This window comes from Streptomyces klenkii, assembly GCF_003626645.1.
In the GTDB taxonomy this organism is placed as follows: domain Bacteria; phylum Actinomycetota; class Actinomycetes; order Streptomycetales; family Streptomycetaceae; genus Streptomyces; species Streptomyces klenkii.
In genome coordinates, this window is record NZ_RBAM01000004.1 from 608,486 (window position 1) to 621,351 (window position 12,866).

A 12,866-nucleotide genomic window follows, 5' to 3' on the forward strand; every position below is an offset into this window, starting at 1 on the left:
GCAGTGCCCCCGACCGGCTTCCGGTCGGGGGCACTCCTCTTTACGGCACGCCCTAGGCTGGACCCATGAGTACCTTGCGCGGTCGTCCCGGGCCCGTCGGTCTGCCGGAGTGGAATCGCTGTGCGGTGATGGGCGTCGTCAACGTCACGCCGGACTCGTTCTCCGACGGCGGGCGCTGGTTCGACACCGAACTCGCGGTCAAGCGCGGGCTGGACCTCATCGCGGGCGGCGCGGACCTGGTCGACGTGGGCGGCGAGTCCACCCGGCCCGGCGCCTCGCGGGTCGACGAGGGCGAGGAGCTGCGCCGGGTCGTGCCGGTGGTCCGCGAGCTGGTGGCCGAGGGGGCCGTGGTGTCGGTGGACACCATGCGGGCCTCGGTCGCGGAGGCGGCCGTGGAGGCCGGGGCGACGCTGGTCAACGACGTGAGCGGCGGCCTCGCCGACCCGGCGATGGTGCCCGTCGTGGCCACGGCCCGGGTGCCCTTCGTGGTGATGCACTGGCGCGGCTTCAGCGCCGACATGAACAACCGGGCCGTCTACGGCGACGTGGTCGGCGAGGTCCTCGCCGAGCTGCGGCAGCGGCTGGACGCCGTGGTCGAGGGCGGCGTCGACCCGGACCGGCTCGTCGTGGACCCGGGCCTGGGCTTCGCGAAGACCGCCGCGCACGACCTCGCGCTGGTCGCGGGCCTGGGCCGGCTGCGCCGGGAGCTGGGACTGCCGATGCTGGTGGCGGCCTCCCGCAAGCGCTTCCTCGGCCGGGTGCTGGCCGGGCCGGAGGGCGAGCCGCCGCCGGCCCGGGAGCGGGACGCCGCGACGGCCGCGGTCTCGGCGCTCGCGGCGCGCGAGGGCGCGTGGGCGGTGCGGGTGCACGAGGTGCGGGCCAGCGCGGATGCGGTGCGCGTGGTGCGGGCGGTGCAGGAGGCCGCGGAGTCCTCGGAGTCCTCGGAGTCCGAGGAGATGGCCGAGGTCGCGGAGGCGGCGCGGGTGGCGGGTGCGGCGGGCGCGTCGGGCGCCGAGGGGGGCATGTGAGCACTGCCCGTACGGACAGCGAGCAGGTCGAGCTGGCGAACACCGCGCTGTACGAGGCGGTGGAGCGCGGCGACACGGCCGCGATGGGCCGGCTGTGGCTGGACGACCCGGACGCCGAGGTGTCGTGCGTCCACCCGGGGTGGCCGGTGCTGCGCGGGCGCAGCGAGGTGCTCCGCTCGTACGCGCTGATCATGGCGAGTACGGACTACATCCAGTTCTTCCTGACCGATGTCGAGGTGGCGGTCGCCGGTGACACGGCCCTCGTGACCTGCACGGAGAACATCCTCAGCGGCGGCCCGGCCGAGGAGGAGGGCGAGCTGGGGCCGCTCGTCGGCCAGCTGGTCGTGGCGACGAACGCGTTCCGGCGCGTCGGCGAGGAGTGGAAGGTGTGGTCGCACCACGGCTCGCCGGTGCTCGCCGGGCGCGACGAGGAGGACGACGACGAGGACGGCGCTACCGGCGGGAACGGCGGGGCGGACGGCATTCCGGGGGCGTGACGTATCTCGCGTTGCGCCGTGCTTCGCGTGGGGCTGCCGGGCGTCAGCGCGGCGGGCCCTCACCACTCGTTCGGGCTGCTGGGCGGGCGGGTAGGGGTGGGGCACCGGGTGTGCGGGTAAGCGCGGCGGAAGTCGTGGCCGGCCGGGCACGGCGGGTGCCCGAATGGGCCGGAAGTATGCAGAAGTATCCGTAAATGTGTGCAGGAATCCCTAGCGTCCGTGTGCGAGCGCTGTCGGTGCTCGCAGGTAGATTCGACGTGGGTACCGGGCATCGGAGGTGCCCCCGTCCGACGACCAGCAGGAGTGATTCGTGTGGATCGTGTCGCGCTGCGCGGCCTGAAGGCCCGTGGGCACCACGGCGTGTTCCCCCGGGAGCGCGAGGAGGGCCAGACCTTCATCGTGGACCTCGTCCTGAGCCTGGACACCCGGCCCGCCGCCGCCTCCGACGACCTCACGAAGACCGTGCACTACGGCGTCGTCGCGGAGGAAGTGGTCGATATCGTCCAGGGTGAGCCCGTCGATCTCATCGAGACCCTGGCCGAGCGAATCGCCCAGAACTGCCTCAAGCACGATGCGGTGCGCGAGGTGGAGGTGACCGTCCACAAGCCGGACGCCCCCATCACCGTGCCCTTTGACGATGTGACGATCACTATTACGCGGAGCCGAGTATGAGCAGCAGCGACCCGACCGTGCAGCCGGTGCCCGCCTCCGTGGTGGAGCAGGTGGACGCGGCGGACGTGACCCTGAGCAATCCCAAACGAGCCGTGATCTCCCTCGGCAGCAATCTCGGCAACCGCCTGGAGACCCTCCAGGGTGCGATCGACGCCCTGGAAGACACGCCCGGCCTCCGGGTCAAGGCCGTCTCCCCGGTCTACGAGACGGAGCCGTGGGGCGTCGAGCCCGGCACCCAGCCCTCGTATTTCAACGCCGTCGTGCTCGTGAAGACCACCCTCCCGCCGGACTCCCTGCTTGAGCGCGGTCACGCCATCGAGGAGGCCTTCGAGCGGGTGCGGGACGAGCGCTGGGGGCCGCGCACGCTCGATGTCGACATCGTCGCCTACCAGGACGTCGTCTCCGCCGACCCCGTGCTGACCCTGCCGCACCCGCGCGCCCATGAGCGCGCCTTCGTCCTCGCGCCCTGGCACGATGTGGACCCGGAGGCCGTCGTCCCGGGCCGCGGCGCGGTCGTCGAGCTGCTCGCCGCGGTCGGCACGGAAGGCGTGCAGCCCCGGGTCGACCTGGAACTCCGGCTGCCCGAGTAGTCGTTTAGTTGTTGGACTGCTGAGAACGCGATCGAGATGAGGAGCGACGGCTCGGTGAGGCAACTGCGGATCGGGGTGCTGGCCGGGCTGTTCGCCGTGGCCGGCCTCCTCTCCTGGGCGGGCGCCCGGCTGTGGGACTCGGTCGGCACGCTGCCGCGGGTGCCGGTGGCCGCGCCCATCGTGCTGGCGGTCATCGCCGTCGTCCTCGCGGCCACGGCGCTCTCCCTGCGCGCCCGGCTGCGGGCGCAGCGCGAGCGGCGGCCCGGCGCGAAGGGCGTCGATCCGCTGGTGGCCGCCCGCGCGGTCGTCTTCGGCCAGGCCAGCGCGCTGGTCGCGGCGCTCGTGGCCGGCATGTACGGCGGCGTCGGCGTCTTCCTCGGCCTCGACGGCCTGGACGTCGAGCCCCGCCGCGACCAGGTGATCTACGCGGGCGCGTCCGTCGTCGCCGGCATCGCGGTAATCGCCGCGGCGTTCTTCCTGGAACGCGTCTGCAAACTCCCGGAGGACGACGAAGAGGGCCCGGGGGGCACGGGAACGGTGCGGGGCTAGCGGGACGGCCTCCGGCCACGGGCCAGGGGTGCCGCGCACCCTTGATCCCGCCGCGGGTCACGGGTGCCGCGCACCCTTGAATCCGCCGCAATGGCGCGTCACCACAACGGTGGATCCCGGCGGTGCCGAGCCCGCCTGAGGCGCGTACGGCACCGCCGGACACCGCCGCTGTGGCTGCGCGCCGCCGCGGCGGACAGAGGGGGTGAGGCCGGCACGGCCGCTCGGCAGGAGAGCAGCCCCGGGCTACGCCCCAGGGATGCTCTCCAGATTTACGTCGCTGCGCGCAGCGCCCCGCGCGTCCGCGTCAATCGAGCGTCGCAGCGCCTCATGCAGCCGCGCCGGGGTCAGGACCCCGACGAAGCGGTCCGTCGCGTCGCCGTCGAGGACGGCGATCCAGCCCGCGTCGTGCTGGAGCATCGTGCTGAAGGCCTGCTTGAGGGAGGCGCCGACGGGGAGCCACGCGTCCATGCGGCGGGCCCGGTCCCGTACGGTGCCGCCGCCCGCGAGGGCCTCCGCCGAGACCCAGCCGTGCAGCCGCCCGGCCTCGCCGAGGACCACGGCCCACTGGGCGCCGTCCGAGGCGAGGGCGGCCGCCGCCGCGGCGGCCGTGTCGTCCAGCCGCACGACCGGCGGCTGTTCGAGGTCGCCCTCCTCGATCGGGGTGACCGAGAGCCGCTTGAGCCCCCGGTCGGCCCCGACGAAGTCGGCGACGTACGGCGTGGCGGGCGCGCCCAGCACCGTGGCCGGCGCGTCGAACTGTTCGATGCGGCCCTGCCCGTAGACGGCGATGCGGTCGCCGAGCCGGACCGCCTCCTCGATGTCGTGCGTGACGAACAGCACGGTCTTGCGCACCTGCGACTGGAGCCGCAGGAACTCGTTCTGGAGCCGCTCCCGCACCACGGGGTCGACCGCCCCGAACGGCTCGTCCATGAGCAGGACGGGCGGGTCGGCGGCGAGGGCCCGGGCGACCCCGACCCGCTGCCGCTGCCCGCCGGAGAGCTGGTGCGGATAGCGGGCGCCGTGGACGGCGGGGTCGAGGCCGACGAGGTCGAGGAGCTCGGCCGCGCGGTCGCGGGCCTTCTTGCGCTGCCAGCCCAGCAGGTGGGGGACGGTCGCGGTGTTCTCCAGCACGGTCTTGTGCGGGAAGAGGCCGACCTGCTGGATGACGTAGCCGATGCGGCGCCGCAGTTCGACGGGGTCGACGCCGGAGATGTCCTCGCCGTCGAGGAGGATCCGGCCGGACGTGGGCTCGGTGAGCCGGTTGACCATCTTCATCGTGGTGGTCTTGCCGCAGCCCGAGGGCCCCACGAGCGTGACGAGCTCGCCCTCCGCCACTTCGAAGGACAGGTCGTCCACGGCTGTCGTGCCGTCGGCGTAGCGCTTGGTGACGTGCTCGAAGCGGATCATGGTTCCCCATTCTGGCCGTACTCGCTGGGGACATTGTTGCCGTTGTGTGGCGGCCGGCTCGAATGTCAGTGCCCCGGGTTAGGGTCGCAGGTGACCGGAAAACCGTGGGTCTACGGCCAGGGGGAGGTGGGAGCGCATGGCGGGGCAGTCCTGCCTGATCAGCAATGACTGGATCTGCGGCGAGTATCTGCGGACCCGGGGCCAGGAGCTGACGGACGCCACGCTCCAGCACGTCGGCATCACGCTCGCGTCGGTGGCCATAGGCCTGCTCGTGGCCTTCCCGCTCGCGTTGCTGGCCCGCCGGTGGCGCGCCGCTGCGGGCCCGGTCCTCGGCCTGACCACCGTGCTCTACACGGTGCCGTCGCTGGCGATGTTCTCGCTGCTGGTGCCGTTCTTCGGGCTGTCCGTGTCGGTGGTGGTCACGGGCCTCGTGCTGTATTCGCTGACGATCCTCGTGCGGAACATCCTCGCGGGGCTCGCGTCGGTGCCGGAGGAGGCGAGGGAGGCGGCGCGCGGCATGGGCTACGGCCCGGTGCGCCTGCTCTTCGGGGTCGAACTGCCGCTGGCGCTGCCCGCCCTGATGGCGGGCCTGCGGATCACCACGGTGTCCACGATCTCGCTCACCACGGTCGGCGCGATCCTGCACTACGGCGGCCTGGGCAACCTCGTCTACGACGGCATGCACAGCTATTTCAAGGCGCAGGTGCTCACCGCGTCGGTGCTGTGCGTCGCGCTGGCCGTCGCGGCGGACCTGCTCCTGCTGCTCGTCCAGCGGCTGCTGACGCCGTGGACGCGCGCGGGCAAGGGGGCGGTCTGATGGGCGTCGTGGAGCGCACGTGGTCCTGGCTGGCTACCGGAGCGCACTGGTCGGGCCCGGACGGCGTGTGGCACCGGCTCGGTGAGCACCTCTTCCTGACCGCGGTGTGCCTGGCGATCTCCTGCGCGATAGCGCTGCCGGTGGCCGTGCTGCTGGGCCACCTGGGCAAGGGCGGCGCCCTCGCGGTCAACATCTCCAACGCGGGCCGCGCCGTGCCCACTTTCGCGGTGCTGGTGCTGTTGCTGCTCAGCCCGCTGGGCACGCACGGCTCCTGGCCCACCGTCATCGCGCTGGTGCTGTTCGCGATACCGCCGCTGCTGACCAACGCCTACGTGGGCATGCGCGAGGTGGACCGCGATGTGGTCGAGGCGGCCCGCGGCATGGGAATGACGGGCCGTCAGCTCATAGCGCGCGTGGAGCTCCCGCTGGCGTTCCCGCTGATCGTGACGGGCGTGCGGACCGCCGCCGTGCAGGTCGTCGCGACGACCACGCTCGCCGCCCTGCCCGGTGGCGGCGGCCTGGGCCGCATCATCACGGCGGGCTTCCGGCTCACCGACACCGCCCAGGTGGTGGCCGGCGCCGTGCTGGTGGCGGCGCTCGCGCTGCTCGTCGAAGGCGTGCTGATGCTGGCGGAGCGGCTGTTCGACCCGGTGCGCCGGCGTACGGGGCCGGTGCCGGGGTAGGCGCGGCGCCGGTCAGCGAAGCGACGGCGGCCGGAGAGCCCGCCGACGGAACCGAAGGGCAGATTTCCCATGTTTCCCATGTCTCCCATGAGCAGCACCCCGCGCCGGGCGCGGACCTCCCGCGCCCTGCTGGCGACGGCCGCCGTCGGCGTCCTCGCGGCCGGCCTCGCCGCGTGCGGCGGCGACAGCCTGGAGAAGTCCGGCACCGGAGGAGGCGGCGGATCGGCGAAACCGGGTGAGAACGCGCTGGTCATCGGCTCGGCCGGGTTCACCGAGTCCAGAGTGCTGGCCGAGATATACGCGGGCCTGCTGAAGGACGCCGGATATTCCCCGACGATCAAGACCACCGAAGCCCGCGAGCTCTATGAACCGGAGCTGGAGAAGGGCCGGATCGACGTCGTCCCGGAGTATGCGGCGACGCTCGCCGAATTCCTGAACAAGAAGCAGAACGGCAAGGACGCACCCACCGTCGCGTCCGCCGACGCCGGTGCCACGGTGACGGCCCTGCGGAAACTCGCGGAGCCGCGCGGACTGAAGGTGCTCGACCCCGGCCGCGCGGTCGATCAGAACGCCTTCGCCGTAACCACGGAGTTCGCGGAGAAACACCAGCTCAAGACGCTTTCCGACCTGGGGAAGTCCGGTCAGGAGGTCAAGCTCGCGGCCGGTGACGAATGCCCGCAGCGGCCCTTCTGCCAGCCCGGTCTGGAGAAGACGTACGGCATCCGCGTCACGGGCATCGCCCCGCTGGAGGTGGGCAGCGTCCAGGCCAAGCAGGCGGTCAAGGACGGCAAGGCCCAGCTGCTCCTGACCACGACCACGGACGCCACGCTCGAACAGTTCGGACTGGTCCTGCTCAAGGACGACAAGAAGCTCCAGAACTCCGACAACGTGCTGCCCGTGGTGAATGCACAGAAGGCGGGTTCGCAGAAGGTCGCGGACGCCCTCGCGAAGCTCACCAGGGTGCTGACCACGGAAGATCTCACCGAACTCAACAAGAAGGTGGATGCGCAGCGGCTCAAGCCCGCCGATGTCGCCGCGCAGTACCTCAAGGAGAAGCGGCTCCTGACGAAGTGAGAGGTGTAGGAGACAAGTAAGATTAGGGGAACAGTTTCGTGGTGGAGTCACACTCCCGAGGCGACGCACGGTAAGTTTCAGGCCATGCCACGAGGACGCCACCGCCATTCGCCATCCCTGCACAGGCTCCTTCCCCCATCGGCCGTCGCCGCGACATCGGTCGCCTGCGCCGCCGGTGCATGGGTGGTAGGTGAAACGGTCGTCATCCGGGGTCTCGCCGCGGCGGCTGCCGCCGCCGCGGTGGTCGGCGCCGTGCTGATGCGCCGTTGGGACCGCTCCGCCGGGAGGCGGGTCGCCCAGCTCACCGCCGCCCGCACCCGCGACGAGTGGAAGACCGAGGAGCGCATAGCCGAGCTGGAGACGGACCTGGAGGACACCCGGGCGGCCAAGACCCGCCTGGAGTCCAAGCTGCGCGGTAAGCGCGCCGAGCTGGCCCGCCTCCGCACGGAGCACGCCGACCTGCTGCGCCGCTACGCCGCCGCCGAGACCGGGCGGGCCAGCGCGCTGGAGAGCCGCCGCGTCGCCCGCGGCGGCGCGGCGGCGCTGGAGTCCGGCGCCCCGCTCAAGGTGCCCGGCCCCGCCGTCGATCCGGCCGCGTTCCGCAAGGCCGCGGAGGTGCTGCGCGGCCTCGCCGGCGGCGAGGCGGCCGCCGGGGCGGAGTCCCGGCCCGGCCTGAAGCCCGTGACGGCGCCTCAGGCGGCGCCCAAGGCCGTGCCCCAGCCGCGTACGGAGACCCGCAAGGGCGGCCCGCGCGGTGCCCGGCGGACGGACGGCGGGAGCAAGGCGGACGGCCCGGCCGCCGCCCCCGCGCCCCAGGCCGCCGACGGCGCCGAGACCGTCGCGCCGGGGCCCGCCGCCGCGAAGCCCGCCGTGCCGCAGTCCCCGGCCCGGCGCCCCGCCTCCCGCACCACGGGCGGCTTCGACTTCTTCGGCACCCAGGGCTCCGCCCCGGCCCCGCGCCCCGTCGAGGAGACGGACCTCGCGGACGTCGTCGGCGAGGAGGCGCTCGCCGAGGCCAAGGCCGAAGCGGACGGCGAGCCGGCCGGTGACGACGTCATCGACCTGACCGCGCACGACGAGACCGAGCAGATAGACGTGGCCGAGCTGCGGACGGCCGTCTCGTAGGCGGTCACGAAGCCCGGCCCGCATGCAGAAACGAAACCCCCGGCGGGGACTCCCGCCGGGGGTTTCGTCGACCAGCCGGCCTGCTTGCCGGTTCGGCCTACTTGTCGATGTCGCCCACGACGAAGAACAGCGACCCCAGGATCGCCACCATGTCGGCGACCAGCGTCCCCGGCAGCAGCTCCGTCAGGGCCTGGATGTTGTTGAAGGACGCGGAGCGCAGCTTCAGCCGGTACGGGGTCTTCTCGCCCTTCGAGACGAGGTAGTAGCCGTTGAGGCCGAGCGGGTTCTCGGTCCACGCGTACGTCGCGCCCTCGGGCGCCTTCAGCACCTTCGGCAGCCGCTGGTTGATCGGCCCCGGCGGCAGCTCGGCGATCCGGTCGAGGCAGGCCTCCGCGAGCTCCAGCGCGTTGTGCGTCTGCTCCAGCAGGCACTCGAAGCGGGCCAGGCAGTCGCCGTCCTCGCGGGTGACGACCTTGAGCACGTCCTGGAGTTCCCCGTAGGCGAGGTACGGCTCGTCGCGCCGCAGGTCGAAGTCGACGCCGGACGCGCGGGCGATCGGCCCGCTCACCCCGTACGCGTGCACCGTCTCCGGCGCGAGGACGCCGACGCCGCGCGTGCGGCCCCGGAAGATCTCGTTGCCGAGGACGAGCCGGTCGTAGACGTCCATCCGGGAGCGGACCTGGGCCACGGCGTGCCGCGCCCGGCCGAGCCAGCCGGCCGGCAGGTCCTCCTTCAGGCCGCCGACGCGGTTGAACATGTAGTGCATCCGGCCGCCGGAGACCTCCTCCATCACCGTCTGGAGCTCCTCGCGCTCGTGGAAGGCGTGGAAGACGGGGGTGATGCCGCCGAGCTCCAGGGGGTAGGAGCCGAGGAACATCAGGTGGTTGAGGACCCGGTTCAGCTCGGCGAGCAGCGTACGGGTCCACACGGCGCGCTCGGGGACCTCCATGCCGAGCATCCGCTCCACGGCCAGGACGACGCCCAGCTCGTTGGAGAACGCCGACAGCCAGTCGTGGCGGTTGGCGAGCACGATGATCTGCCGGTAGTCGCGGGCCTCGAACAGCTTCTCCGCGCCGCGGTGCATGTAGCCGATGATCGGCTCGGCCTCCCGGACCCGCTCGCCGTCGAGGACGAGCCGCAGGCGCAGCACGCCGTGCGTGGACGGGTGCTGGGGTCCGATGTTGAGCACCATGTCGGTGCTCTCCGCCGCACCGCCGATGCCGACTGTCGTCTCCGTCATGGGGGTCATGGGGATAAGTCTGTCAGCCTTCTCCGCAAGGCCGGTCCCGGTGCCGCTTCCAGGCGGTCCGGGCGCCGCTCTCAGGCCCGCTCCGGGCCGTCCGGGAGCAGCCCCCGGCAGGCGTCGCCCACCGGGTGCACCAGCCAGCCGAAGGCCCCCAGCCCGGCCGGCGAGGTGAGCTCGGCGGCCTCGCCCGCCCGCCCCAGCGCCCGGACGTAGGCGGCCGGGTCGGTCGAGGCGAGCGACAGCGGCGGGCGGCCGCCGTCCAGGCCGAGCGCCCGCAGTGCCTCGCGCTGGGTCAGCACGGTGCTGCCCGGCCGCGCGCACGCGTCCATGGCGACGTGCGCGGTGATGTCGCACGAGCCGTCCGGCACCGGCCGCACCTCGCGGCCCTCCCGGAAGCCGGCCAGCGTGCCGAAGGGCGGACGGCCGGCGCGCTCGTGGGCGTAGTCGACGGCCACGGCGAGGCCCGCGCGCAGGCTGCCCACGGCTCGCGCCCAGGCGGCGTCGCGCGGCCGGCCGATCTCGGCGCGGGTGCCGGGCGGCGCGCCCGCGACGGGCCACCAGCGGGCGAGCCACGCGGCGTCCTCGCCCGCGACCGGCTCCCCGAGCAGCTCCTCGCCGTCCTCCTGGACGAGCACCTGGCGCGCGACGCCCTCCGCGTCCGTCTCGACGACGTCCACGGGCACGTTGTCGAGCCACTCGTTGGCGAACAGCAGGCCCTCGACGCCTTCCGGGACCTCGCCCACCCAGGTGATGCGCCCGTCCAGCCCGGCCGGGCGGGCGGCGCGCTCGACGGCGTACGGGCGCAGCCGCGCGGCCACGTCCGCCGGCAGCTTCCCGAGGACGCCGGTGAGCAGTTCGCCGCGCCCGGCGCCGACGTCCGTGAAGGCGAGCTCCGCCGGCTGCCCGAGCGCCTTGTCGACCCGGCACAGCAGTTCGGCGACGGCACCGGCGTACAGCGGCGAGGCGTGCACGGAGGTGCGGAAGTGCCCGGCGGGGCCCTCGGGGCGCCGGTAGAAGCCGCTCGGGCCGTAGAGCGCGGCCTCGGTCGCGGCGCTCCATGTTCTCGTTCCGCTTGCCATACGCACACGCTATGCGTCCTTCGCGGGTACGCCGCCTCCACCTTGCGGAGTAGAAGGAGTGTCACCGGATCGATCGCCGGGCTGACCCCGGCACGTACGCGGCATGCCTACGCTGGGTGACGTGCACCGCCTCTACGACTTTCTCCGCAGGCACCCGACCGGTGTGGACAGCTTCTGGGCCGTCCTCCTGCTCGGGATCAGCCTGCTGGTCGCCGCCGAAGAGCACGGCACGACGGCGACCCAGTCGGCCGTGAACGTCGTCACGGTGCTGACCCTCAGCCTGGTGGTCGCCCTGCGCCGCCGCGCCCCCGTGCCGATGCTGTTCCTCGCGATCGCGAGCGGCCTGGCCCAGATCGTGGCCGACGTGCAGGGCGGCCTCGCCGACATCGCGATGCTCGCGATCGTCTACACCGTCGCCTCCGGCCACGTCCGCTGGGCGTCGAGGGTGGCCCTGGCCGGCGGGCTGGCCGCGCCGGTGCTCTTCCTGATCCGGTGGCCGGTCGTTAACCGCGGGCTCGGCGGGACGCTCATCTCGCTGGCCTTCCTCACCGCCCCCTTCGTCCTCGCCTGGGTGCTGGGCGACTCCATGCGCACCCGCCGCGCGTACTGGGCCCAGCTGGAGGAGCGTGCGGCCCGCCTGGAGAAGGACCGCGAGCAGCAGGCGCGGATGGCCGTGACGGCCGAGCGGGCGCGCATCGCCCGCGAGCTGCACGACGTCGTCGCGCACAACGTCTCGGTGATGGTCGTCCAGGCCGACGGCGCGGCGTACGTCCTGGACGCCTCGCCCGAGCAGGCCAAGCAGGCCCTGGAGACGATCTCCGGCACGGGCCGCCAGGCGCTCGCCGAGATGCGCCGCCTGCTGGGCGTCCTGCGCACGGAGGAGGGCACCACCGAGGGCGGGGACTACGTGCCGCAGCCCGACGTCGAGCAGATCGGCGACCTGGTCGAGCAGGTGCGGGGCGCGGGCCTGCCCGTGGAGTACGAGGTCGAGGGTGCGCCGCGGCCGCTGCCGAGCGGCGTGGAGCTGACCGCGTACCGCATCGTGCAGGAAGCCCTGACCAACACGCGCAAGCACGGCGGCCCGGAGGCCGGGGCGAGCGTGCGCCTCACGTACTTCGACGACGGGCTCGGCCTGCTCGTCGAGGACGACGGCCGGGGCGCGCAGCACGAGCTGTACGAGGCGGGCGGCGCGGACGGCATGGGCCACGGCCTGATCGGCATGCGCGAGCGGGTCGGCATGGTCGGGGGCACGCTGGACGCGGGGCCGCGGCCGGGCGGCGGCTTCCGGATCAGCGTGCTGCTGCCGGTGAAGCCGGGCGGCCGCTGACGATGAGTTCGTTGACAGATCAGTTCTTCGGCAGATGAGCTCTTTGACAACTGCCCGATCGAGGAAAGGGGCATCTGCATGTCCATCCGGGTGATGCTCGTGGACGACCAGGTACTTCTCCGTACCGGTTTCCGCATGGTGCTGGCCGCCCAGCCCGACATGGAGGTCGTCGCCGAGGCCGGGGACGGCGCGGAGGCCGTGGAGGTGCTGGCCGGCACCGAGGTGGACGTCGTCCTGATGGACGTCCGCATGCCCCGGCTGGACGGCGTGGAGGCGACGCGCCGCATCTGCGCGCAGGACGACCCGCCGAAGGTGCTGATCCTGACCACGTTCGACCTGGACGAGTACGCGTTCTCGGCGCTGAAGGTCGGCGCGAGCGGGTTCATGCTCAAGGACGTGCCGCCGGCCGAGCTGCTGGGGGCGATCCGGGCCGTGCACAGCGGTGACGCGGTGGTCGCGCCGAGCACGACGCGGCGGCTGCTGGATCGTTTCACCCCCATGCTGCCGAGCATGAGCAAGGAGCCGGTCAGCGCCGAGCTGGGGCGGCTCACCGAGCGCGAGCGCGAGGTCATGCTGCTCGTGGCGCAGGGCCTGTCCAACGGGGAGATCGCGGCGCGGCTGGTGCTGTCCGAGGCCACGGTCAAGACGCACGTGGGGCGCATCCTCACCAAGCTGGGGCTGCGCGACCGGGTGCAGGTCGTGGTGCTCGCCTACGAGAGCGGGCTCGTACGGGCCGGGGGCGGGCCGGCGCAGCAGTAGCGCCGCGCGCTCC

14 protein-coding genes are annotated in these 12,866 nt (G+C 73.1%); 11 read left to right on the plus strand and 3 right to left on the minus strand.

The genetic code is table 11. The features are described from left to right. The first annotated feature begins 65 nt into the window (after positions 1–65). The 5 genes from folP (at position 66) to D7231_RS12965 (ending at position 3,336) form a co-directional block, all read left to right on the plus strand. Positions 66–1,028, plus strand: coding sequence for a dihydropteroate synthase (gene folP / locus D7231_RS12945; protein WP_199739347.1), 963 nt, complete (start codon positions 66–68; stop codon positions 1,026–1,028). After that, on the plus strand, positions 1,025–1,525 hold the full coding sequence (locus D7231_RS12950; RefSeq protein WP_120755500.1) for a nuclear transport factor 2 family protein: 501 nt from the start codon (positions 1,025–1,027) through the stop codon (positions 1,523–1,525). Before folP ends, D7231_RS12950 begins: the two co-directional genes overlap by 4 nt. A 312-nt stretch (positions 1,526–1,837) precedes the next feature. Further along, on the plus strand, positions 1,838–2,197 hold the full coding sequence (gene folB / locus D7231_RS12955; protein WP_359595213.1) for a dihydroneopterin aldolase: 360 nt from the start codon (positions 1,838–1,840) through the stop codon (positions 2,195–2,197). Continuing rightward, entirely contained in the window at positions 2,194–2,787 is a 594-nt protein-coding gene (folK, locus tag D7231_RS12960) for a 2-amino-4-hydroxy-6-hydroxymethyldihydropteridine diphosphokinase (RefSeq protein WP_106681264.1), read from the plus strand. Before folB ends, folK begins: the two co-directional genes overlap by 4 nt. A 54-nt stretch (positions 2,788–2,841) precedes the next feature. After that, a complete protein-coding gene (locus D7231_RS12965) occupies positions 2,842–3,336 on the plus strand; it encodes a DUF3180 domain-containing protein (protein ID WP_120755502.1) in 495 nt (164 codons plus the stop codon). Between the two features lie 243 nt (positions 3,337–3,579). On the opposite strand, the gene D7231_RS12970 is transcribed toward D7231_RS12965, so the two are convergent. After that, the gene (locus tag D7231_RS12970) at positions 3,580–4,743 is read right to left on the minus strand and encodes an ABC transporter ATP-binding protein (protein ID WP_120755503.1); all 1,164 of its coding nucleotides are present in this window, start codon (positions 4,741–4,743) and stop codon (positions 3,580–3,582) included. A gap of 136 nt (positions 4,744–4,879) precedes the next feature. Here D7231_RS12970 and D7231_RS12975 point away from each other — a divergent pair, with 136 nt between their 5' ends. The 4 genes from D7231_RS12975 (at position 4,880) to D7231_RS12990 (ending at position 8,442) form a co-directional block, all read left to right on the plus strand. Then, positions 4,880–5,560, plus strand: coding sequence for an ABC transporter permease (locus tag D7231_RS12975; RefSeq protein ID WP_120755504.1), 681 nt, complete (start codon positions 4,880–4,882; stop codon positions 5,558–5,560). After that, positions 5,560–6,243 (plus strand): ABC transporter permease, encoded by a 684-nt coding sequence (locus D7231_RS12980; RefSeq protein WP_120755505.1) that lies wholly within the window; start codon positions 5,560–5,562, stop codon positions 6,241–6,243. Before D7231_RS12975 ends, D7231_RS12980 begins: the two co-directional genes overlap by 1 nt. Before the next feature lie 87 nt (positions 6,244–6,330). Further along, positions 6,331–7,317: an ABC transporter substrate-binding protein gene (locus D7231_RS12985; protein WP_120755615.1), complete on the plus strand. Its 987-nt coding sequence runs from the start codon at positions 6,331–6,333 to the stop codon at positions 7,315–7,317. Positions 7,318–7,500: 183 nt separating this feature from the next. Further along, entirely contained in the window at positions 7,501–8,442 is a 942-nt protein-coding gene (locus D7231_RS12990) for a hypothetical protein (protein ID WP_338419854.1), read from the plus strand. 97 nt (positions 8,443–8,539) lie between these two features. Here D7231_RS12990 and D7231_RS12995 read toward each other — a convergent pair whose 3' ends face one another. Together D7231_RS12995 and D7231_RS13000 are read right to left on the minus strand one after the other, a co-directional pair. Further along, positions 8,540–9,682 carry an NADH-quinone oxidoreductase subunit D gene (locus D7231_RS12995; protein WP_120755507.1) on the minus strand — a complete coding sequence of 381 codons (1,143 nt, stop codon included), beginning with the start codon at positions 9,680–9,682 and terminating at the stop codon, positions 8,540–8,542. A gap of 80 nt (positions 9,683–9,762) precedes the next feature. Continuing rightward, positions 9,763–10,767 carry an SAM-dependent methyltransferase gene (locus D7231_RS13000; protein WP_120755508.1) on the minus strand — a complete coding sequence of 335 codons (1,005 nt, stop codon included), beginning with the start codon at positions 10,765–10,767 and terminating at the stop codon, positions 9,763–9,765. Positions 10,768–10,888: 121 nt separating this feature from the next. Between D7231_RS13000 and D7231_RS13005 the strand changes: the two genes are divergently transcribed. Both D7231_RS13005 and D7231_RS13010 read left to right on the plus strand, forming a co-directional pair. Then, positions 10,889–12,094: a sensor histidine kinase gene (locus tag D7231_RS13005; RefSeq protein WP_120755616.1), complete on the plus strand. Its 1,206-nt coding sequence runs from the start codon at positions 10,889–10,891 to the stop codon at positions 12,092–12,094. Between the two features lie 78 nt (positions 12,095–12,172). Continuing rightward, entirely contained in the window at positions 12,173–12,853 is a 681-nt protein-coding gene (locus D7231_RS13010) for a response regulator transcription factor (protein ID WP_120755509.1), read from the plus strand. Positions 12,854–12,866 lie beyond the last annotated feature (13 nt).

What these genes read in the sequence shown, in the direction of transcription:
- folP (WP_199739347.1), top strand. Translation starts at nt 66, where the DNA reads ATGAGTACCTTGCGCGGTCGTCCCGGGCCCGTCGGTCTGCCGGAGTGG.
- folK (WP_106681264.1), top strand. Translation starts at nt 2,194, where the DNA reads ATGAGCAGCAGCGACCCGACCGTGCAGCCGGTGCCCGCCTCCGTGGTG.
- D7231_RS12970 (WP_120755503.1), bottom strand. Translation starts at nt 4,743, where the DNA reads ATGATCCGCTTCGAGCACGTCACCAAGCGCTACGCCGACGGCACGACA.
- D7231_RS12975 (WP_120755504.1), top strand. Translation starts at nt 4,880, where the DNA reads ATGGCGGGGCAGTCCTGCCTGATCAGCAATGACTGGATCTGCGGCGAG.
- D7231_RS12980 (WP_120755505.1), top strand. Translation starts at nt 5,560, where the DNA reads ATGGGCGTCGTGGAGCGCACGTGGTCCTGGCTGGCTACCGGAGCGCAC.
- D7231_RS12985 (WP_120755615.1), top strand. Translation starts at nt 6,331, where the DNA reads ATGAGCAGCACCCCGCGCCGGGCGCGGACCTCCCGCGCCCTGCTGGCG.
- D7231_RS12995 (WP_120755507.1), bottom strand. Translation starts at nt 9,682, where the DNA reads ATGACGGAGACGACAGTCGGCATCGGCGGTGCGGCGGAGAGCACCGAC.
- D7231_RS13000 (WP_120755508.1), bottom strand. Translation starts at nt 10,767, where the DNA reads ATGGCAAGCGGAACGAGAACATGGAGCGCCGCGACCGAGGCCGCGCTC.
- D7231_RS13010 (WP_120755509.1), top strand. Translation starts at nt 12,173, where the DNA reads ATGTCCATCCGGGTGATGCTCGTGGACGACCAGGTACTTCTCCGTACC.